This window comes from Enterococcus sp. AZ141, assembly GCF_051714385.1.
Lineage (GTDB): Bacteria > Bacillota > Bacilli > Lactobacillales > Enterococcaceae > Enterococcus_D > Enterococcus_D entomosocium.
Genome location: NZ_JBIORT010000001.1, coordinates 1385001 through 1405497 on the forward strand (window position 1 = coordinate 1385001; position 20497 = coordinate 1405497).

The 20497-nt window shown below is 46.1% G+C and carries 15 protein-coding genes, 25 tRNA genes, 1 rRNA gene, 1 riboswitch and 1 other annotated feature; of the genes, 35 read left to right on the top strand and 6 right to left on the bottom strand.

From position 1 onward, the window contains the following. Positions 1-12: 12 nt before the first annotated feature. From rrf to IGI89_RS06535, 29 genes are all read left to right on the top strand, one after another. A 5S ribosomal RNA gene (gene rrf / locus IGI89_RS06395) occupies positions 13-128 on the top strand. Positions 129-144: 16 nt separating this feature from the next. Further along, positions 145-217 (top strand) — tRNA-Val (locus tag IGI89_RS06400). A gap of 3 nt (positions 218-220) precedes the next feature. Beyond that, positions 221-293, top strand: a tRNA-Lys gene (locus IGI89_RS06405). 14 nt (positions 294-307) lie between these two features. Next, positions 308-389, top strand: a tRNA-Leu gene (locus IGI89_RS06410). A gap of 7 nt (positions 390-396) precedes the next feature. Further along, positions 397-469, top strand: a tRNA-Thr gene (locus IGI89_RS06415). A 10-nt stretch (positions 470-479) separates the two neighbouring features. Continuing rightward, positions 480-551 (top strand) — tRNA-Gly (locus IGI89_RS06420). An 18-nt stretch (positions 552-569) separates the two neighbouring features. After that, positions 570-655 (top strand) — tRNA-Leu (locus IGI89_RS06425). Positions 656-666: 11 nt separating this feature from the next. Next, a tRNA-Arg gene (locus IGI89_RS06430) sits at positions 667-740 on the top strand. Between the two features lie 9 nt (positions 741-749). Continuing rightward, a tRNA-Pro gene (locus IGI89_RS06435) sits at positions 750-823 on the top strand. A 13-nt stretch (positions 824-836) separates the two neighbouring features. Next, positions 837-909: transfer RNA gene (locus IGI89_RS06440), tRNA-Ala, on the top strand. Between the two features lie 28 nt (positions 910-937). Then, positions 938-1011: transfer RNA gene (locus tag IGI89_RS06445), tRNA-Met, on the top strand. 14 nt (positions 1012-1025) lie between these two features. Continuing rightward, a tRNA-Ile gene (locus IGI89_RS06450) sits at positions 1026-1099 on the top strand. Between the two features lie 26 nt (positions 1100-1125). Further along, positions 1126-1215, top strand: a tRNA-Ser gene (locus IGI89_RS06455). Between the two features lie 66 nt (positions 1216-1281). Further along, positions 1282-1355: transfer RNA gene (locus IGI89_RS06460), tRNA-Met, on the top strand. A gap of 38 nt (positions 1356-1393) precedes the next feature. After that, positions 1394-1470: transfer RNA gene (locus IGI89_RS06465), tRNA-Asp, on the top strand. 1 nt (position 1471) lies between these two features. Beyond that, positions 1472-1542: transfer RNA gene (locus IGI89_RS06470), tRNA-Gly, on the top strand. A gap of 17 nt (positions 1543-1559) precedes the next feature. After that, positions 1560-1633: transfer RNA gene (locus IGI89_RS06475), tRNA-Ile, on the top strand. A 21-nt stretch (positions 1634-1654) separates the two neighbouring features. Next, positions 1655-1742, top strand: a tRNA-Ser gene (locus IGI89_RS06480). Between the two features lie 10 nt (positions 1743-1752). Next, positions 1753-1824: transfer RNA gene (locus IGI89_RS06485), tRNA-Glu, on the top strand. Between the two features lie 12 nt (positions 1825-1836). Next, a tRNA-Ser gene (locus tag IGI89_RS06490) sits at positions 1837-1926 on the top strand. Between the two features lie 66 nt (positions 1927-1992). Beyond that, positions 1993-2066 (top strand) — tRNA-Met (locus tag IGI89_RS06495). A 39-nt stretch (positions 2067-2105) separates the two neighbouring features. After that, positions 2106-2179, top strand: a tRNA-Asp gene (locus IGI89_RS06500). Between the two features lie 8 nt (positions 2180-2187). Then, positions 2188-2260: transfer RNA gene (locus tag IGI89_RS06505), tRNA-Phe, on the top strand. Between the two features lie 7 nt (positions 2261-2267). After that, positions 2268-2338: transfer RNA gene (locus IGI89_RS06510), tRNA-Gly, on the top strand. Between the two features lie 16 nt (positions 2339-2354). Continuing rightward, positions 2355-2428 (top strand) — tRNA-Ile (locus IGI89_RS06515). A 15-nt stretch (positions 2429-2443) separates the two neighbouring features. Continuing rightward, positions 2444-2515, top strand: a tRNA-Glu gene (locus IGI89_RS06520). A 91-nt stretch (positions 2516-2606) separates the two neighbouring features. Beyond that, a riboswitch (SMK box riboswitch) is annotated at positions 2607-2688 on the top strand. Continuing rightward, positions 2686-3870 (top strand): methionine adenosyltransferase, encoded by a 1185-nt coding sequence (metK, locus tag IGI89_RS06525; protein WP_008382004.1) that lies wholly within the window; start codon positions 2686-2688, stop codon positions 3868-3870. (Overlaps the previous riboswitch by 3 nt.) A 66-nt stretch (positions 3871-3936) precedes the next feature. Continuing rightward, the gene (locus tag IGI89_RS06530; protein ID WP_438735453.1) at positions 3937-5394 is read left to right on the top strand and encodes an MDR family MFS transporter; all 1458 of its coding nucleotides are present in this window, start codon (positions 3937-3939) and stop codon (positions 5392-5394) included. A gap of 22 nt (positions 5395-5416) precedes the next feature. Continuing rightward, entirely contained in the window at positions 5417-6196 is a 780-nt protein-coding gene (locus IGI89_RS06535) for an alpha/beta hydrolase (protein ID WP_005227672.1), read from the top strand. A 23-nt stretch (positions 6197-6219) separates the two neighbouring features. On the opposite strand, the gene IGI89_RS06540 is transcribed toward IGI89_RS06535, so the two are convergent. Genes IGI89_RS06540 through IGI89_RS06550 form a run of 3 tightly spaced genes read right to left on the bottom strand, consistent with a single transcriptional unit; the run spans position 6220 to position 8421 of the window. Then, entirely contained in the window at positions 6220-6798 is a 579-nt protein-coding gene (locus IGI89_RS06540) for a tRNA (mnm(5)s(2)U34)-methyltransferase (protein WP_176273436.1), read from the bottom strand. Continuing rightward, positions 6773-7756: a TIGR01212 family radical SAM protein gene (locus IGI89_RS06545; protein ID WP_005233367.1), complete on the bottom strand. Its 984-nt coding sequence runs from the start codon at positions 7754-7756 to the stop codon at positions 6773-6775. The genes IGI89_RS06540 and IGI89_RS06545 overlap by 26 nt, the downstream gene beginning before the upstream one ends. Positions 7757-7770: 14 nt before the next feature. Next, positions 7771-8421, bottom strand: a complete 651-nt coding sequence (locus tag IGI89_RS06550) for a phosphatase PAP2 family protein (protein ID WP_438735456.1) — start codon at positions 8419-8421, stop codon at positions 7771-7773. Between the two features lie 291 nt (positions 8422-8712). Here IGI89_RS06550 and IGI89_RS06555 point away from each other — a divergent pair, with 291 nt between their 5' ends. After that, positions 8713-10413 carry a LysM peptidoglycan-binding domain-containing protein gene (locus IGI89_RS06555; protein ID WP_431410156.1) on the top strand — a complete coding sequence of 567 codons (1701 nt, stop codon included), beginning with the start codon at positions 8713-8715 and terminating at the stop codon, positions 10411-10413. 42 nt (positions 10414-10455) lie between these two features. Beyond that, positions 10456-10675 (top strand) — a binding site (T-box leader). An 86-nt stretch (positions 10676-10761) separates the two neighbouring features. Further along, positions 10762-13176, top strand: a complete 2415-nt coding sequence (gene leuS, locus IGI89_RS06560; protein WP_061053373.1) for a leucine--tRNA ligase — start codon at positions 10762-10764, stop codon at positions 13174-13176. 106 nt (positions 13177-13282) lie between these two features. On the opposite strand, the gene IGI89_RS06565 is transcribed toward leuS, so the two are convergent. Continuing rightward, positions 13283-13513 carry a hypothetical protein gene (locus tag IGI89_RS06565; protein WP_005233376.1) on the bottom strand — a complete coding sequence of 77 codons (231 nt, stop codon included), beginning with the start codon at positions 13511-13513 and terminating at the stop codon, positions 13283-13285. Positions 13514-13733: 220 nt separating this feature from the next. Between IGI89_RS06565 and IGI89_RS06570 the strand changes: the two genes are divergently transcribed. Then, entirely contained in the window at positions 13734-14033 is a 300-nt protein-coding gene (locus tag IGI89_RS06570; protein WP_008382014.1) for a DUF5960 family protein, read from the top strand. A gap of 72 nt (positions 14034-14105) precedes the next feature. Here the strand turns inward: IGI89_RS06570 and murE are convergent, their stop codons facing one another. Then, positions 14106-15626 carry a UDP-N-acetylmuramyl-tripeptide synthetase gene (gene murE, locus IGI89_RS06575; RefSeq protein ID WP_016620002.1) on the bottom strand — a complete coding sequence of 507 codons (1521 nt, stop codon included), beginning with the start codon at positions 15624-15626 and terminating at the stop codon, positions 14106-14108. Positions 15627-15825: 199 nt separating this feature from the next. Between murE and IGI89_RS06580 the strand changes: the two genes are divergently transcribed. The 3 genes from IGI89_RS06580 (at position 15826) to IGI89_RS06590 (ending at position 19479) form a co-directional block, all read left to right on the top strand. Next, positions 15826-17472 carry a putative polysaccharide biosynthesis protein gene (locus IGI89_RS06580; RefSeq protein WP_008382016.1) on the top strand — a complete coding sequence of 549 codons (1647 nt, stop codon included), beginning with the start codon at positions 15826-15828 and terminating at the stop codon, positions 17470-17472. Between the two features lie 69 nt (positions 17473-17541). Next, positions 17542-18261 (top strand): pseudouridine synthase, encoded by a 720-nt coding sequence (locus IGI89_RS06585; protein ID WP_008382017.1) that lies wholly within the window; start codon positions 17542-17544, stop codon positions 18259-18261. 195 nt (positions 18262-18456) lie between these two features. Then, positions 18457-19479: a peptidoglycan DD-metalloendopeptidase family protein gene (locus IGI89_RS06590; protein ID WP_438735457.1), complete on the top strand. Its 1023-nt coding sequence runs from the start codon at positions 18457-18459 to the stop codon at positions 19477-19479. A 96-nt stretch (positions 19480-19575) separates the two neighbouring features. Here the strand turns inward: IGI89_RS06590 and IGI89_RS06595 are convergent, their stop codons facing one another. After that, positions 19576-20430: an RluA family pseudouridine synthase gene (locus tag IGI89_RS06595; protein WP_438735458.1), complete on the bottom strand. Its 855-nt coding sequence runs from the start codon at positions 20428-20430 to the stop codon at positions 19576-19578. Positions 20431-20497 lie beyond the last annotated feature (67 nt).

Genomic DNA, 20497 nt, shown 5'->3' on the forward strand with positions numbered 1-20497 from the left:
TCAATTGAATAGTGTGGTGGCGATAGCAAGAAGGATACACCTGTAACCATGCCGAACACAGAAGTTAAGCTTCTTAGCGCCGATTGTAGTGAAGGGTTTCCCTTTGTGAGAGTAGGACGTCGCCACGCGTTTTTTTTACCTTATGGGGGTTTAGCTCAGCTGGGAGAGCATCTGCCTTACAAGCAGAGGGTCAGCGGTTCGATCCCGTTAACCCCCATATGAGTCGTTAGCTCAGTTGGTAGAGCATCTGACTTTTAATCAGAGGGTCACAGGTTCGAGCCCTGTACGACTCATAGTAATAACCTATGCGGGTGTGGCGGAATTGGCAGACGCACTAGATTTAGGATCTAGCGCCTTCGGGCGTGGGGGTTCAAGTCCCTTCACCCGCACTTCATTGCCGGCTTAGCTCAGTTGGTAGAGCATCTGATTTGTAATCAGAGGGTCGAGGGTTCAAGTCCTTTAGCCGGCATCAGGAATACGCGGAAATAGCTCAGTGGTAGAGCACCACCTTGCCAAGGTGGGGGTCGCGGGTTCGAACCCCGTTTTCCGCTTTGCCTTAGCAATTTTCAGCCGGGGTGGCGGAACTGGCAGACGCACAGGACTTAAAATCCTGCGGTGAGTGATCACCGTACCGGTTCGATTCCGGTCCTCGGCATTTCATAATATGCGCCCATAGCTCAATTGGATAGAGTGTTTGACTACGGATCAAAAGGTTAGGGGTTCGACTCCTCTTGGGCGCGCTTTAATAACGGGAAGTAGCTCAGCTTGGTAGAGCACTTGGTTTGGGACCAAGGGGTCGCAGGTTCGAATCCTGTCTTCCCGATACTTTTACAAAAGGGGCCTTAGCTCAGCTGGGAGAGCGCCTGCTTTGCACGCAGGAGGTCAGCGGTTCGATCCCGCTAGGCTCCATATCATTTGAATAAATGATTCTTTTTTACGCGGTGTAGCTCAGCTGGCTAGAGCGTCCGGTTCATACCCGGGAGGTCGGGGGTTCGATCCCCTCCGCCGCGATTTTTTAAGAGCCTGGACCTTTAGCTCAGTTGGTTAGAGCAGACGGCTCATAACCGTCCGGTCGTAGGTTCGAGTCCTACAAGGTCCATTGTGGCATTGTATCTGTTTTATTATGGAGGATTACCCAAGTCCGGCTGAAGGGAACGGTCTTGAAAACCGTCAGGCGGGTAAAACCGTGCAAGGGTTCGAATCCCTTATCCTCCTTAACTGTCTCTTTTGTTGCGAGCAAAAGAATTACAGTCTTTTAATTACTGAAAAGTAATTACTTATCGCGGGATGGAGCAGTCTGGTAGCTCGTCGGGCTCATAACCCGAAGGTCGTAGGTTCAAATCCTGCTCCCGCAATTGCTTTTGTTTTCAAAAGCGCAATAAAAGCTAAATATGGTTTGGTAGTTCAGTTGGTTAGAATGCCTGCCTGTCACGCAGGAGGTCGCGGGTTCGAGTCCCGTCCAGACCGCCATGCGGGTGTAGTTTAGTGGTAAAACCACAGCCTTCCAAGCTGTTGTCGCGAGTTCGATTCTCGTCACCCGCTTTAGCTTTTATTTTTTGGGGCCTATAGCTCAGCTGGTTAGAGCGCACGCCTGATAAGCGTGAGGTCGATGGTTCGAGTCCATTTAGGCCCATCAAAATGTAGTCATACATTTGGGGAAGTACTCAAGTGGCTGAAGAGGCGCCCCTGCTAAGGGTGTAGGTCGGGAAACCGGCGCGAGGGTTCAAATCCCTCCTTCTCCGTTTTTTTATTGGTCCGTTGGTCAAGTGGTTAAGACACCGCCCTTTCACGGCGGTAACACGGGTTCGAATCCCGTACGGATCATTTGTTACTTTTGGAGGATTACCCAAGTCCGGCTGAAGGGAACGGTCTTGAAAACCGTCAGGCGGGTAAAACCGTGCAAGGGTTCGAATCCCTTATCCTCCTTAACTGTCTCTTTTGTTGCGAGCAAAAGAATCACAGTCCTTTAATTACTGAAAAGTAATTACTTATCGCGGGATGGAGCAGTCTGGTAGCTCGTCGGGCTCATAACCCGAAGGTCGTAGGTTCAAATCCTGCTCCCGCAATCGCTTTGTTTAACGGCAAAGCAGCAATACAAAGCTTCTGGTTTGGTAGTTCAGTTGGTTAGAATGCCTGCCTGTCACGCAGGAGGTCGCGGGTTCGAGTCCCGTCCAGACCGTTGTTTTTGGCTCGGTAGCTCAGTTGGTAGAGCAATGGATTGAAGCTCCATGTGTCGGCAGTTCGATTCTGTCCCGCGCCATAGGAATGCGGGTGTAGTTTAGTGGTAAAACTACAGCCTTCCAAGCTGTTGTCGCGAGTTCGATTCTCGTCACCCGCTTTGCATTTTTTATTTGGGGCCTATAGCTCAGCTGGTTAGAGCGCACGCCTGATAAGCGTGAGGTCGATGGTTCGAGTCCATTTAGGCCCATTACATTTTCAAACTGGTCCGTTGGTCAAGCGGTTAAGACACCGCCCTTTCACGGCGGTAACACGGGTTCGAATCCCGTACGGATCATGCAAACACTCTTGAGAGTGTTTTTTTATTACCCAAAAATGATCTTTTTTATCATTTTTCAACTACGAAGGGTCAAAATTTGTTATAATCAGTCCGTTGCAAGTTCCCGAAAGGATTCGCAGCTGCGAAGATGCCTTGTAACCGAAACATATATTAGGGGGAATACAAAAATGACAGAGAAACACTTATTTACATCAGAGTCCGTTTCAGAAGGACACCCAGACAAAGTAGCCGACCAAATCAGTGATGCCATCTTAGATGCGTTGCTTGCCGAAGATCCAATGGCTCGGGTTGCTTGTGAAACGTCAGTTACCACCGGATTGGTTTTAGTTTTTGGAGAAATTTCTACTTCTGCTTACGTAGATATCCAAAAAGTCGTCCGTGAAACCATCAAAGAAATCGGCTATACACGAGCAAAATTCGGCTTTGACGGCGATACGGTTGCTGTTTTAGTAGCGATCGATGAGCAATCACCAGATATCGCTCAAGGCGTTGACGATGCTTTAGAAAGTCGCGGAGAAACGGATAAAGAAGATATCGGTGCCGGTGACCAAGGCTTGATGTTTGGTTTTGCCGTTGATGAAACACCTGAATTGATGCCTTTACCAATCGCATTGAGTCATCGGTTAGTCCGTCGTTTAGCAGAGTTGCGTAAAAACAATGAACTAAGCTACTTGCGTCCAGATGCAAAATCGCAAGTAACTGTTGAATATGATGATAACGATCAACCACAAAGAGTGGACACCGTCGTTATTAGTACCCAGCATGATGATGCGGCTGATAATGAAACGATCCACCGTGATGTCATTGAAAAAGTGATCAAAGAAGTGATCCCTGCCGATCTTTTAGACGAGCAGACAAAATATTATATTAATCCTACTGGTCGTTTTGTGATCGGCGGTCCTCAAGGGGATGCCGGTTTGACAGGCAGAAAAATCATCGTTGATACTTATGGCGGCTATGCTCGTCATGGTGGCGGTGCGTTTTCTGGAAAAGACGCAACCAAAGTTGACCGTTCAGCCAGCTATGCGGCTCGCTACATTGCCAAAAACATCGTAGCAGCAAAGCTAGCCAAAAAAGTGGAAGTCCAATTAGCCTATGCGATCGGTGTGGCACAACCCGTGTCGATCAGCATCAACACTTTTGGTACAGGAACCGTCAGTAACGATCGCTTGATTCAAGCGGTGCGGGAAAACTTTGATTTGCGACCAGCAGGAATTATTGAAATGTTAGATTTGCGCCGTCCGATTTATCGTCAGACTGCCGCTTACGGACATTTCGGTCGTACAGATATCGATTTGCCATGGGAACGCACCGACAAGGTGGCGGCACTTTTGGCAAGTGTGAAGGATTAAAAGAGGCGACCTCTATTGATGACTATCAATAGAGGTTCTTTTTTTTGGAGTAAAAGGAGGAGTTACATGCGAACCAATGTAAAATTAGTCACTATTGCAGTTTTTGTCGCAACGTTTATGACCGCGATCGAAGGAACGATCATTACGACAGCGATGCCTACCATCGTTAGTTCATTGAAAGGAATCGAGATCATGAACTGGGTCTTCTCGATCTATCTTTTGACCAGTGCGATGTTGACCCCGATTTACGGCAAGTTTGCCGATAATATCGGCCGCAAACCAGTCTTTCTATTTGGTACGCTGCTGTTTATTATCGGGTCGGCGTTTTGTGGGATGGCCAACACAATGTTGACGTTGATCATTGCCAGAGCGTTGCAAGGATTAGGCGCAGGGGCCATGATGCCCGTTGCCCTAACGATCATTGCGGACCTGTATCCTGTTGAAAAGCGGGCGAAAGCCTTAGGGCTCAATAGTACTGCTTGGGGGATCGCCAGTGTCGTTGGTCCCTTAGCCGGTGGATTGATCGTAGATACGATCGGGTGGCATTGGATCTTCTTTATCAACGTGCCCATCGGATTAGGGTTGATCGCCTTAATTTGGTTTTATTTTCATGAAGAAAAAAAGGCCTTTGCTGCAGTCAACATTGATTATGCAGGCAGTCTCTTGTTGATGTTGACGTTAGTAGGGCTCCTGCTAGGCTTCCAATTGCTAGGAGATTATGGTGTAAGTCTGCCTGTTATCGGTCTGTTCGTTTTTTCTGTCCTCACGTTTATCGGCTTCATTCGTGTGGAGAAAAAAGCAGCAGATCCGATTATTGATCTGAAGCTGTTCCACTCAAAACTATTTGTGGTGGTCAACATCGTAGCAGCTTTGGCTAGCGGCTTCCTGATGGGGATCGATGTTTATATCCCAATGTGGATGCAAGGGGTCTTAGGCATGAGTGCGGGGATTGGCGGGCTTGTGTTGGCACCGTTGTCGATTTTATGGATGATTGGTTCCTTCTTAGCCAGCCGTTGGTTGACACAACACAGTGTCAGTTGGGTCTTGACGGTTAGCTTAGTGATCACGGCTACCGGTGCCTTGTGGTTGTTTTTGACACCGGCACAGACATCATTCTGGTTGTTCTTGGTCATTTCTTCTATTACGGGCGTCGGATTAGGGGCAACGATGGTGGTTTGTACCGTTACTGCCCAAACCAGCGTTGCACCCACCCAAGTCGGCGTGGCGACTTCTTTTAATACCCTGCTGCGAACGATCGGGCAAACCATTATGGTGGCGGTCTTCGGTATCGTTTTAAACACCAGCAATAGCGTGGGCTTGGCACAGGCGCAAGTCACTGATAGCAGTGTCATGAATCAGCTGGTAGATCCAGCCGCCGCGCGTCAGCTGCCAACAGCCTTATTAGGGCAATTACGGGAGATTCTTTATAGCGGTCTACACTGGGTTTTTGGGATCGGTGTTTTGTTGATTGTTTTAGCGATTGGTTTGACCCGCACGATTTCGCGAGAATCTGGTACAATATAAAAAAAGGATCGCAGGTGATTGTATGGCTTTTTTACAAGCAAATATCTATTCAAATGTTCTTGAAATGGAGGTAATGATCGATGTGATCTTGCCTCAAAGTACCAAGAAAAAAATCGGCACCCAAAGCCAATCGACGGGCACAGATCTCCCGGTGCTTTATTTATTGCATGGGATGAACGGAAATCATAGTGTTTGGCAGCGACGGACGTCGATCGAGCGGTATGCCGCAGAGTATCAACTAGCGGTCATCATGCCGTCTACTGATCTGGGGTGGTATACCGATACGACCTATGAGATGAAGTATTGGACTTTTATCGCCGAAGAATTACCACAGATTTGCCATGAGCTGTTTCCTCAGCTGACGCAAAAACGAGAAAAAACTTTTGCGGCTGGGCTTTCGATGGGGGGCTATGGGGCAGTAAAACTCGGGCTGAGAAAGCCTGACCAGTTTGCGGCGGTAGCGTCTTTGTCTGGGGCATTAGCGCTGGCTGAAAGCATGGATTCCTTGCTGCAGCTGCGAAGCCAAGCTTATTGGGAAGGAATTTTTGGACCATTAGAGCAATTCAAAGGGTCAGAAAATGATTTGATCCATCTGATTGAGACCATCGATCCAAGCACAGCGCCGCGCTTTTTTATTAGCTGCGGAACCGAGGATCAGCTGTATCCGGCAAGTGAATATGCGGTGGATAAGCTGCAAAAACGCAAACTAGCCGTAACGTTTGAATCGGGAACTGGGGATCATGATTGGAATTTTTGGGATCAATGGATCCAACGAGTCCTGCAATGGCTTTTTAGTGAATAAAAAACCATCAGTCGATCGACACCTTAACGTGCCGAGGACTGATGGTTTTTTCGTTCGATACAAAATAAGATCGGCGGCTGGTTGCGCTGATTGATAAATTGATAGGAAAGGACATTGTATTCCTCTTGCGGCAGCTGCTGACAAAAGGAGTGGACTTCTTTCAGCTCTGCTTCGCCGCCAGCGTGTCCATAATAGCAGACGAGGATGATTCTACCTTTCGGGGCTAAACGTGTCAGTAAAGCTTCTAAAGCCGTTTTCGTTGTATCAGGCAGCGTGATGATCGCTTTGTCCCCTTTCGGCAAGTAGCCTAAATTGAAAATGGCGGCGTGAACCGGACCGCTCACAACATCTGCCAACGTCTCATGGCCTTGATGGATCAGCTGGACTTGCGCCAACAGCTCTTTTTCAGTCAAACGTTTTTTGGTGGCTTGGAGGGCTTGTTCTTGAATATCAAAAGCAAACACCTGACCAGTCGGCCCAACTAAGGAAGCCAGTAATTCCGTGTCAAAGCCGTTGCCCATCGTGGCATCAACAGCGGTATGTCCCGGTTGCACAACTTCTTTTAAAAGGGTGTGGCTATAGCGCATGGCGGTCGGCAGCATTGACAAGCTCCTTTCGCACGTTGAATTTCCCTTGATAGGAGTTGCGGCGTAGCATTTCTTGATCAATCTCATTCAAGACTTCCCATTTTTTCAAACTCCACATTGGACCTACCAGAGAATCCCATGGTGCATCGCCTGTCAAGCGATGAATGATGATCTCTGGGGGGATCATTTCTAACTGATCGCAGATCAATGACACATAGGTATCGCGCCGCATCAATTGCAAACGTCCCTCATGATAATCCCGCAGCATCCGAGTATTGCGCATCAAATGCAGCAGGTGCAGTTTGATGCCTTGGATATCAGAATCTTGAATGGTGCGTCGGACGTTTTCTTGCATCATCTCGATCGTCTCGCCTGGCAGACCATTGATCAAATGGGTACAGACACGAATATTGTGTTTGCGCAGGCTGGCGACGCCGTCTAAGTAGGTTTGATAATCATGGGCGCGGTTGATGGCATTGCTCGTGGTTTCAAAAGTCGTTTGCAGTCCTAATTCGACCCATAAATAAAAGCGTTGATTGAGCTCTGCCAGATAGTCAACGACATCTGCTGGTAAGCAGTCTGGTCGGGTCCCAATGGAGATCCCGACAACACCAGGTAGTGTCAGTACTTGCTCGAAGCGCTCGCGGATCACTGCCACCGGTGCGTGGGTGTTCGTAAAATTTTGAAAATAGACAATGTATTTGTCCACTTGCGGCCACTTTTTGTGCATCATGGCGATCTCTTTTTCAAACTGCTCTGGTAGCGGGGCTTCAGGTGCTACGATCATATCGCCAGAGCCGGACACACTGCAAAATGTACAGCCGCCTTTGGCAACGGTGCCGTCACGATTGGGGCAGTCGAAGCCCGCATCGATGGGAACTTTAAAGATTTTTTCGCCAAATTCTTGCCGCAAAGCAAAGTTCCACGAATGGTATCGTTTGTTTTTATCTTCTGCATAAGGAAATGGATTCATTTTTTTACCTTCTTTTATAATTGTTTACGCGTGAAGCGCCAGACAAAGCGTTTTTGCAAGTAGTACGGATAGGTCAACAGCAGCCAAGACAGGCCGACACAAAAACCGCCTAACACATCGCTGGGAAAATGCACACCAACATAAATACGGCTGATGCCGATGCAGCCCATCAAAAGGCCCAGCAAAAGGCGGATGCCCCATTGCCAAAAAGGTTGCTTGAAGAAAACTGGGACCAAGAAAAGCAAGGTTCCATAAAAAATCATACTGCCCGTCGAGTGTCCACTGGGGAAACTGAAACTTGATTCCGTGACTAAGTGTTCAAGAGTTGGGCGCTCCCGTAAAAAGACCAGTTTGATCAATGGATTAAAGAGCCCAGCAATCCCGATGGTACCAATACTGAGCCATAGAGCTTCAGCATAATACTTGTTGATCACTAGGACAGCTAAGACAGCGAGAAAGAGCAAGATGATCGTGGTAGGATTCGCAAATTTCGTGACCCATAGAAAAAACGGTGTCCAAAACGGGTAGCCGGTACGGATGATGCGAGTCAAGGTTTCGTCAAAGGAGACCAACCAAGTAGGATAAAATTTCACGAGATAGCCGAGAAAAACGAACAGCAGTAAAAAGCAACTGCCGGCAAATTGAAAATAAAGTTTTTTATGCATGGAAAAGCCTCGTTTCTAGAGAATTTCTGCCCCTTCAAGCAAAGAGACATCTAGAAGGTATTATAGCATTTATCGCAAGACGGAAAAAGCAGGGAACCATTCAGGGAGCATCCCACTGCCAAGGAATATTTTTCGTTGGGTTAAATACAAACTCTTCATTTCAATAAATGTTCGTTTGATTACAAAGAGTTTACAGTTTCTGAAATCGGCTCAAATACCTTTTATAAATTCTTAAGAAATTGTATACTAAACCTACGTTCACTATAAGGAAAAAACGGAGGAATAACGGACATGAACACGAGTCAATCAAGAAAAGTACATCGTCAAGCAGACCAATCGGGCGATAAGTATCGAGTGATCAAAAAAAGTGCAGTTGTTTTAGGAACGACACTGACTGCTTGCTCTGTTGTAGCTCCATTGGTGTCATCGGTTCAAGCAGAAGCCGTAGAGACCTCGATCGCCCAAGTTTCTACTAGCAATTTTGCCGCGCCGAATACTTCCGCATTTATTGCCGAAATCGCTACTTACGCTCAGCCCGTGGCACAAGCCAACGATTTATATGCTTCTGTGATGATCGCACAAGCCATTTTAGAAAGTGGTTGGGGCCGAAGCAGTTTATCAAAAGCACCGAATTATAATCTATTCGGGATCAAAGGCAGCTACAACGGTCAAACCGTTTATATGAGTACTTTGGAGTACTTGAACAATCAATGGTTGACTATGAATGAACCCTTTAAGCGCTACCCATCATACACGCAATCATTCGAAGATAACGCACGTACTTTACGCTCAACCTCTTTACAAAGCGGCGTTTCATATTATTCTGGCGCTTGGAAAAGCAATACGACTTCATATCTTGATGCAACCGCATGGCTAGCAGGCCGCTATGCGACTGCACCCAATTATGCTTCTTCCCTGAATGCAGTGATCCAACAATTTGGTTTGACGCAATACGACACACCTGCTTCTGGCAATGCCGGTGGTGGTGCCACAGCTAGCGCATCAACCAATACTACGACTACAACGGCGGCTGTCAGCACGAGCGGCAGTCAAACCTATACAGTCGCTTCGGGCGACTCTGTGTGGTCGATCGCTAACAAACATGGCATCTCCATGGACCAGTTGCGCAGCTTGAACAACATCAAAAATGATTTTGTTTATCCAGGGCAAACGTTGAAAGTTAACGGCAGCACCCAAAGCACTTCGGCAACTTCTACGGTATCGATCGTCAATCGTAATACTTCAGCAACTACATCAGGCAATACCTATACCGTAGTTTCTGGTGATTCAGTCTGGTCGATCGCCAATAAACATGGGATCTCCATGGATCAATTCCGCAGTTTGAACAATATCAAAAATGACTTTGTCTACCCAGGACAAAAAGTTGTCGTAAGCGGTGGTTCGTCTACGAATACCAGCAGTACCACGACCGTCAGCACTGCATCAACTGCTAGCCAAAGCAGTGGCGGTACCTATACAGTGGCAGCGGGTGATTCAGTCTGGTCGATCGCCAACAAACATGGAATCTCCATGGATCAATTTCGCAGTTTGAACAATATCAAAAATGATTTTGTCTACCCAGGACAAAAAGTTGTCGTCAGTGGTAGTTCCGCAACGAGTACAAGTACAACAACGAGCACGACCGTCAGCAGCCAAACCAGCAGCAGTGCTGCAGGCAACACCTATACGGTGGCAGCGGGTGATTCAGTCTGGTCAGTTGCCAATAAACACGGGATTTCGATGGACCAATTCCGTAACTGGAACAACATCAAAAATGATTTTATCTATCCAGGACAAAAGGTGGTCGTCAAGCAAGGCGGCACAACAGCTACTACCAGCACTTCAGCGACAAATGGTACTTACAAGGTCGCAGCGGGTGATTCCGTTTGGGGGATCGCAGATAAGTTTGGCATCACGACGGATCAATTTATTCAATGGAACAATATTCAAAATAACTTTATTTACCCAGGACAAACAGTTAGGGTAAAATAGATTGCTATTCCTAATGATTTTTGTTAGGATAAGTGCAAAGAAACTTTCACGTTTGAGAAGGAATAGTAGAAGTACGGTGGGACTTTTAGAGAGTGCATGGTTGGTGGAAATGCACAGCACACCTTTCGAACTCGTCTTCGAGTGATATCTGACTGAACCTGATTTGGCTAGGCAGATACGGCGATGGCCGTTAAAACATCGAGGTCTGCTTTTTTGAGGAGCAGATAAACTTAGGTGGTACCACGTTGATAACGTCCTATAAAAATCATAGCGATTTTTATAGGACTTTTTTTAAGTTTTGCTGGTTGATTTGACGAGCAAAACACCAATTTTTAGGAGGAGTCCATCGTGAATTACAATCACAAAGAAATCGAAAAAAAATGGCAAAAATATTGGGCAAAGAAAAATGAGTTCAACACCCATGATGAGCCGGACAAACCAAAATTTTATGCGCTAGATATGTTCCCATATCCATCCGGACAAGGATTACATGTCGGACATCCAGAAGGCTATACGGCAACGGATATCTTGAGCCGCTTCAAACGCAGCCAAGGGTACAATGTACTGCACCCAATGGGCTGGGATGCCTTTGGTCTGCCTGCCGAACAATATGCACTAGACACTGGAAATGATCCAGCGGAATTCACGAAGAAAAATATTGAGACCTTCCGCCGTCAAATCAATGCGCTAGGGTTCAGCTATGACTGGAATCGTGAAATCAATACGACAGATCCTGAATATTACAAGTGGACGCAATGGATCTTTACCAAGCTTTATGAAAAAGGGTTAGCTTATGAAGCCGAAGTTCCGGTAAATTGGGTACCAGAGCTTGGAACTGTGATCGCCAATGAAGAAGTCATTGACGGCAAGAGCGAACGGGGCGGCTATGATGTGATCCGCAAACCGATGCGCCAATGGATGCTAAAAATCACGGCATATGCTGATCGTTTGTTGGACGATTTAGAAGAAGTTGATTGGCCAGAAAGCATCAAAGAAATGCAACGCAATTGGATCGGACGTTCTGTCGGAGCCAACGTAACGTTTAAAGTGGCAGGGATGGAAAAAGACTTTACCGTCTTTACGACTCGCCCAGATACCTTGTTTGGTGCGACCTACGCTGTATTGGCACCAGAACATGAGCTAGTGGCTCAAATCACTACCCCAGAACAAAAAGCAGCCATTGATGCCTATGTAGAAGAAGCATCGAAAAAATCTGATTTGAACCGAACAGATTTGGCCAAAGAAAAAACCGGTGTCTTCACTGGTGCCTATGCCATCAATCCCGTGAATGGCAAAGAGATCCCGATTTGGATCGCCGATTACGTTTTGGCTTCTTATGGAACAGGTGCGATCATGGCGGTTCCTGCCCATGACGAACGTGACCACGAATTTGCCAAAACATTTGGCTTAGAGATCATTCCTGTATTGGCAGGGGGCAACGTGGAAGAATCTGCCTATACCGAAGATGGACTGCATATCAATTCAGACTTTTTGGATGGGCTAGACAAAGAGACAGCCATTGAAAAAATGGTCGCATGGTTGGAAGAAAACCATGTTGGGAAAAAAGAAGTCAGCTATCGTCTTCGCGATTGGTTGTTCTCTCGCCAACGGTATTGGGGTGAACCAATCCCAATCATCCATTGGGAAGATGGGACGACCACAGCGCTTGCTGAAGATCAGCTGCCATTGCGTTTGCCAAAAACCGACAATATCAAACCAAGCGGTACCGGGGAATCGCCATTAGCTAATGTCACGGATTGGGTCAATGTCACCGATCCAGAAACTGGGAAAAAAGGACGTCGCGAAACCAATACGATGCCACAATGGGCAGGAAGCTCATGGTATTTCTTACGCTTTATCGATCCTCATAATAAGTCTGTTTTGGCAGACTATGATAAATTGAAACGCTGGATGCCAGTCGATATTTATATTGGTGGGGCGGAACACGCTGTCTTGCATTTGCTTTATGCTCGCTTCTGGCATAAATTCTTGTATGATATCGGTGTCGTACCAACGAAAGAACCATTTGAAAAATTGTTCAACCAAGGGATGATCCTTGGGGAAAACAATGAAAAAATGTCGAAATCCCGCGGCAACGTCGTCAATCCAGATGATGTCATCAATCAATACGGTGCAGATACTTTGCGTCTATATGAAATGTTTATGGGACCATTGGATGCATCGATCGCCTGGAATGAGAATGGCCTTGAAGGCAGTCGCAAATTCTTGGATCGCGTGTGGCGCTTGATCGTCGATGAAAATGGCAAAATGCGCGACCGCATCACGACATTCAACGATGGAAAATTGTCGAAGGTGTATAACCAAACGGTTAAAAAAGTGACGGAAGATTATGAACAGCTGCATTTCAATACGGCGATTTCCCAATTGATGGTCTTCGTCAATGAAGCGTATAAAGCTGATGCCTTACCTTACGAGTATGTCGAAGGATTTGTGCAGCTATTGGCTCCAATCGCACCACATATCGGTGAAGAGCTCTGGTCGATCCTCGGAAATGACAATGGGATCTCTTATGTGCCTTGGCCAACCTATGACGAAAGTGCCCTAGTGGAAGATGAGATCGAAGTCGTCTTTCAAGTCAACGGCAAAGTTCGTGCCAAAGCAATGGTTCCAGCGGACGCAGAAAAAGCAGTGCTTGAACAATTGGCCCAAGAAAACGAACTTGTCCAAGAACAGCTCCAAGGAAAAACGATCCGCAAAGTGATCGTCGTACCCAATAAATTGGTCAATATCGTTGCAAACTAAACGCTAAAAAAGTAGCTGCCTAACAGGTCAATGGTCTGTTAGGCAGCTTTTTGGTAGCGACAAAGAAAAAAAGTGTTACTGAGTGGTTCTCAGCAACACTTTTTTGTTATTTTTTGCGAATGATCCCATAGAACAAAGCGGCTGTTGCGACCAATGGAATCAAGATCACTAGTAGAAAGCCGTTTGGATACGTAGCGCGAGTGAAAATTTCTGATGAAGCATCACTTCCGCCAAATAGATGATTGGAAATCATGAACTGAGCCATCATAGCAACGATTGCGACAAAACCAATTGCAGCACCAGTACCGACGAATAATTTTTTCTTTGCGTTGTTCATTACATTTGCCCCTTTTATAGTCTCTATGTATCATTATACAAAATTTGGATACGTGTTCAATCTGATTTTGTCAAATAATTGATTCGTAATACACTTGAAATGTTTCTGACATATTTAAGCGCTAAAAAAGCCAAATTTCCGCTTGTTAGCGATCATATTATTCGCTGATCCTCACAGACTCTCGTATAATAAAGAAAGAGAAAAGAAAGAGGGGACTTACATGGAGTATCAATCATTTGAAGGCCAAACGGCTTTTTTTGAAGATTATGCACGGATTGCCAAACCTGGCTATGAAGAAGAGGCAGTCACTGCCGATGTCTTGGAACAGTTGAATCAACAATTAACAGAAGAAGAGCTGTTTTACCGTTTAGCAGCCGAAGATGCCAAAGAAGGGCAAGTCTTTTTGTTTCCTTTCAGCAAACGAATGTTTACCGAAGACCTTGACGCTGCCATTTCAACAGAATTCCGTTATGATGGCGCACCCTATGTCTATGAGACTTACGAAGATGAACAACCTTAATCACACAGGAAAAAAGCTTTCAGATGATTTAATGGATCATCTGAAAGCTTTTTTTGTTGAGAAAACTTGTTGCTATTGGTGCTTGGCTTGCTGCTGCGCTAAGGTCAAGTCACCGATGTAAGGGACTTTTTTTCCAGCGACTTTCAAGTATTGTTCGGCGCCTTTGCCCGCAATAATCACGATATCACGACCGTCTGCTTCAGCGATCGCCAATTTGACGGCTTGAGCCCGATCCATCTCATGAATGATAGCAACTTCAGGATTGGTGATAGCATCTGCAATTTCTTTTGCGATCGCAGCTGCTTCTTCAAAATCAGGATCATCGCTGGTCAGGTAGACTTTGTCCGCATATTCTCCTAGCGCTCGTCCCATATCTGCTCGGCGAGATTGGGCTTTTCCGCCAGCACTGCCAGTGACAAAAAGCAGGCGGCCATCTGGGCGTAATTGACGGGCAAGTTCACTTAATGATTGGAAGCTCAGGTAATTGTGGGCATAGTCAACGATCATGACGGCGCCATTTTCTTTTTCTAAAACGATCATTCGTCCAGGGATGATCACTGTCGGCAGGACTTTCTGAGCGTCCTTACGAGAGGCACCCGCTAAGCAGGCAGCCAAAATCGCCGCTGCGGCATTCTCATGGTTGAAAGAACCTAAGATCCCCAGTTGATATTCACCAGAGACCTGCAAGACATCAGAAGCAGCTGTCAGGGCAAAACTCTTTAGGTCCATTCCTTCTTGGACGACATAATCGGCGTCTGAACGTCCGTAGGTGATATAAGGAACTTGATGGACTTCACAAGTTTCTCGCAGCAAGTGGTAGTGATCGCTTTGACGATTTAAAATCATTTGTTTGCTGTTGCGAATCAGTTCCCGTTTGCAGTAAAGATAATCATCATAAGTTGGATGTTCCACCGGTCCAATGTGATCAGGCGAAATATTCAAGAACGCGCCAATATCAAAGGTAATGCCGGCTACCCGTTTGGTTTTATACGCTTGAGAAGAAACTTCCATTACAAGATGGGTCATGCCGTTTGCAACAGCCTCAGCCATCATTTTATAAAGATCCAGTGTTTCGGGAGTCGTCAACACTGCTTCATTAAAGGTTTTTCCATCGACTGAGTTTTCCTCAGATGAAAAGAATGCTACTTTTTGACCCGTCGATTCTGCTAAAATCGCCCGAGCAAAATAGGCGCAGCTGGTTTTGCCTTTGGTGCCAGTGATGCCGATGGTCACCAGCTGTTCTTGCGGGTTGCCATAAAACGCTTGAGCGATCACTGCCATCGTTTCTCGAATGTCCGTAACAATGATCCCGTAGGTTGCGAAGTTGTCATAAGGTGTTTCTGAAATGTAGCACTGAATGCCTTGATCAATGGCGGCGGCTAGGTAGCTTTCTTTAAAAGAAGCCCCTTTACAGAAAAAAAGCGTTGCCGCATCGGCCGTTCGCGAGTCGTAACTTAAGGAGGTAAAGGCAATATCAGTCATTTCTTGCGGCACGGTATAAACCCAATCAGTGGGGGTGATGATTTCTTTTAATAGGTTTTCCTGCAATAAGAGTTTGCGGATCTGTGGCACGGTAATGAGTTCCTTTTGCATCGTTGTTCTCCTTCATTCCTCTAAAGATTTCTCTTATTATAGCATAACTCCTAAAAACCGCCGTTTAGGAGGGAAAAGTTTTCTTTTTTTTCTTCTTATTTTGAAGAAACTTTAAGATGTTGCAAAAATAGATTGCGACCAACTCTTTTTCGAATTAAAATGGAAGGGATATGTTTGTAGAAAGTTGGAGATAATGGCGATGGATAATCACATGCGTTCAGTGTCAAAAGAATTAACTACACAAGAAAAAATGGCTCAAGGATCTGCTTGGATGACAATGGGCAATATCGGTTCACGTTTGCTTGGCGCCATTTACATTTTACCTTGGTATTATTGGATGGGGGCAAATGCCGATAAAGCAAATGCGTTATTTGGGATGGGCTATAATGTTTACGCCTTATTTTTAATGATCTCAACTGCTGGGATCCCATCGGCAATTGCCAAGCAGATTTCTTTTTATAATTCTCGCCAAGAATACCGCACCAGCCAGAAGCTCTTTTTAAGGGCCTTCCAATTGATGGCAGGCTTTGGCGTGGTGACCGCCGGAATCATGTATTTGGCAGCCCCATGGTTGGCAACGGCTTCAGGTGGCGGGGAAGAATTGATTCCTGCAATGCGCTCATTGAGCATTGCACTATTGGTCTTTCCTTGTATGAGTGTTATGCGAGGATACTTCCAAGGAAACCAAGACATGAAACCTTTTGCGATCTCGCAAGTTGTCGAACAAATCGCCCGCGTCTGCTATATGCTTTTGGCGACCTTCATCATTATGCGGGTTATCGAAGGCGAATACACGGCGGCTGTGACGCAATCGACCTTTGCCGCCTTTATCGGTGTCTTAGCCAGTATTTTGGTTTTAGGCTATTACTTCCAAAAGCAACGGGTGCGGATGGACGTCTTAGTCGATATGAGCAAAGAAGAAACCGTGTTGCAAACCAAAGAATTGGTTTTAGCGACCATCAAAGAAGCGATCCCTTTTATTATCGTTGGTTCTGGGATCACGATTTTAAAATTGGTGGATCAATACACCTTTGTGCGGATCATGAGTAGTTTTACTGAATTTTCAAATGATCAGCTCTTAGAATTAATGGCGATCTTCGGTAGCAACCCTGATAAGTTGACGATGGTGGTTATCGGATTAGCTACTTCCATGGCTTCAACAGGCTTGCCTTTGATCAGTGAAGCAGTCGCCAAAAAAGACAAAAAGAACTTAGCTAAATTGATCAGCAACAACTTACAATTGTATTCCTTTGTAATGTTCCCAGCGACCTTTGGGATGATCGTGCTGTCTTATCCCTTATACACCTTGTTTTATCGTCCAGATGCGTTAGGAGCGAGCGTTTTAGTCGCTGCCTGTCTGTCTGGTCTGGTCTTGGGCTTGTTTATGCTTAGTTCTAGTATGCTACAAGGAATGTACCACAACAAAGAAGCCGTTGTTTTCTTCTTTGTAGGATTGCTGGTGAAGTTGATCCTGCAGTATCCAGCGATTCGGTTGTTCCAAGTTTATGGCCCATTAGTTTCCACGACGATTGCTTTAGGGATCGTCTGCTGGCTGAACATTCGCAAGATGATTCGCAAAGGCCATTTCAATGTAAACTTAACGTTGCGACGGACGTTATTGATTGGCGCGATGACGATCATTATGGTGATCGCAGCGTTGATCGCCCGCCAACTCTTTGGTCTCATCTTTAGCTCGGAAAGAAAAGTCCAAGCCTTTATCTTGAGCTTGCTAGTAGCAGGAGTCGGTGGCAGTGTGTACATCTACATTGCGCTGAAATTGCGTTTAGCTGAAAAACTACTCGGCTCATCAATGGTTCGTTTACGCCAGAAATTACACATCAAATAAAACTAGAAGCAGCCGCTGAGCCTCCTTTGCGAGACCTTGGCGGCTGTTTTATATGAAAGGAAGAAACCGATGCGTTTAGACAAGTTTTTAGCGGATATGGGTTATGGCTCCCGCAAAGAAGTGAAACAGTTGATCAAAAAAGGTCTCGTGACCGTCAATGGACAAGTCATCAAGAGTGACAAAGCGCAAGTACTAGAAACACAAGATACCGTTTGTTTTGAGGGGGAACCCATCGTCTATCAAAGCCAGTTTTATTATTTGCTGAATAAACCCGCTGGAGTGATTTCGGCAACCGTCGATTCCTATGAAGAGACGGTCTTAGATTTGTTTTCTGAAGAAGCGTTTCGCGAAGATTTGTTTCCAGTAGGACGGTTGGATAAAGACACCGAAGGCTTTTTGCTGATTACGAACGATGGCGGATTGGCGCATCAATTATTGTCGCCTAAGAAGCATGTGGAAAAAGAATATTATGCCCAAGTCGAGGGAATCATGACAGCGGAGGATCAAAAAACCTTTGCCAAAGGCATCAAATTAGACGGCGAGTGGACCTTGCCGGCTGAACTGCAGATCCTCAACGTCGATGAAGACGAAACGCGCAGCGAAATCAAACTGATCCTCCATGAAGGCAAGTTTCATCAAGTCAAACGGATGGTCCATGCAGTAGGAAAAGAAGTCGTTTATTTGAAACGGATTCGCATGGGAGGCCTGTCCCTGCCAGATGATTTGGCATTAGGCGAGTATCGGGAATTGACTCCTGAGGAATTGGCGAAGCTGCAAGAGCGAGGATAAGACGATCGGCGAGCTAAAGAAATTCTTATGAAAGTTGTTATTCGGCTGCAATATTTGTAAAAAAAGCCCGTTTTATAGGTGATTTACATGAAAGTTTGCAACAATAGACTTTAAACTGTTGGAAAAACCCTCTTTTTTTTCATGAATAAGCATGTTAAAGTAGCCAAGCTACTAAAAAAAGAAGGAGTTACCTAATTGAAGAAAAAGATTTTTTTATTGCTCGCCCTTACGTTGCCTCTTTTCCAGCCAGCTATCAGTTATGCTGCTGAAACCAAGAGCAGCGAGGAACTGACGGTTTTGACCACAGAACTAGCCTCTTATGAAGACGAAGTCACCACCAGCCAACAGAAAGTCACAGCGTTGGAAAGTCAATTAGCGGATTATCAGGAAGAATTAAGCCAATTGGCAGAAGAAAGCAAGGAAGTTCAAACGCAGATCACTGCACTGAATGATCAAAAAGCCCAGCACCAAGGAAGCCAAGCGCAAAGCAGTCTGGTAGTCGATGGACCGCAAGCCACGATCCAGCAACTACGCAAGTTTAGTGAACAACAAGCGGCTTTACGGGAAGTGAACCAACAATTGGCGGAAAAAGAAGCCGAACAACAACGAATCACTTCGTACCAAACCTTGACGCAAGCCCAATTAGTACATAGCGAAGAACAATTAGCAACAGCCAAAAAAGAATTGCAGTCCCAACAAGAGCAGCTGCAGCAGACGCAAGCCCAAGTGCAAGACCTACAAGAAAAAGTGGAGCAAGAAGCAAAAGCAGCTGAAGAAGCGAAACAAAAAGCCAAAGAAGCAGCGGAGAAAGCGGCAGCCAGTGAATTTTCACTGCCAATCACTGACTCCGTGTCGATCTCCAGCGGTTTTGGTACTCGAGCAGACCCGACTGGTTTTTCAGGGACGCAGCATGACGGGATCGACTTCACAGGTCAAGCGGGGGAGAAGATCGTCGCCGCTCGTGATGGACAGGTAGAAGATGCTGGCTATGGCCCAAGCACTGGAAATTACGTGATTTTGGCTCACGATAATGGCTTTTACTCGTATTATTTTCATTTAACAGCTGTCAGTGTCTCAAAGGGGGCGACCGTTGCAGTCGGCGACCAAGTCGGTACGATGGGGACGACTGGAAATTCGACAGGCGTCCATCTGCACTTTGGACTGAGTAAGACGTTGTGGTCAGATTTCGTTGATCCAGCAGCTTACTTACCGCTATAAACCAAAATACCAAGTAGAAGCATGGAGAAAATCATCTGAAACCAAAAAGCATGACTGACAAGAGGGATTCCTCAAGTCGTCATGCTTTTTGGTTGCTTACCACAAGCCCGGTTGAGCGATGATCACTAACTGTTCTTTGGTAAAAGGATGCTCTAGATGCAATTCGTAGCCATGCAGCAGCAAACGTGGCGCTGGTTTGTTTTGGTAAAGCGGGTCGCCAACGACTGGATGACCGATGCTGGCAAGGTGGACGCGAATTTGGTGGGTCCTACCAGTTTCTAACACACAATACACATTGGTTGTCTTTTGTTGGGCGTGGGCGATGGTTACATGGGTGACGGCTGACTGACCGTTGCGGGAGTCAATGATCCGCTTGCGACGATCGTGACGGTCACGACCGATTTTTTTGGCGATCGTTTGATCTTGCGTAAGTTTCCCCAAAACAGTGGCTTGATAGCGACGGAAAATCTGTTTGTTTTCCAGCATTCGGCCCAAGATCGGCAACACCAAAGGATTTTTTGCAAATAAAACCACACCGCTGGTTTCTTTGTCTAGACGATGGACCACATAAGGCTGCTGCTGTTTCGGCGCAAGGTAAGCAGCTGCATCATTCAACAGAGTATCGGCTTCTAATGGCTGATTTGGGTGCGTCTTGACCCCGGCAGGCTTGTTCAGCACCAATAAGTGTTCATCTTCAAAAAGTACGTCGACTTCGTCCGCTTGGCCTAACTGGATCGGCTGGTAGCTGTAATCACTGTCTTCAATGATCAAAGTGATTTGATCGCCGCCACGAACTTCTTGATGAAACATCGCGGGCTGCTGATTGACGGCCACATTTTTCCGTGTGCGCAGAAAATGGCGCACTTTTCGTGGAACGAGCCACTCCTGTTCCAACAAATCGCGAAGCGGCATGGGCGGGTGATTTTCGGGTAAAGTCATGGTGTATTCCATAATAACGTCCTTTCTTTGCTATTCGCTACCGACTATTATAGCATCTTTAAGCTTTTCTTATAAAAAA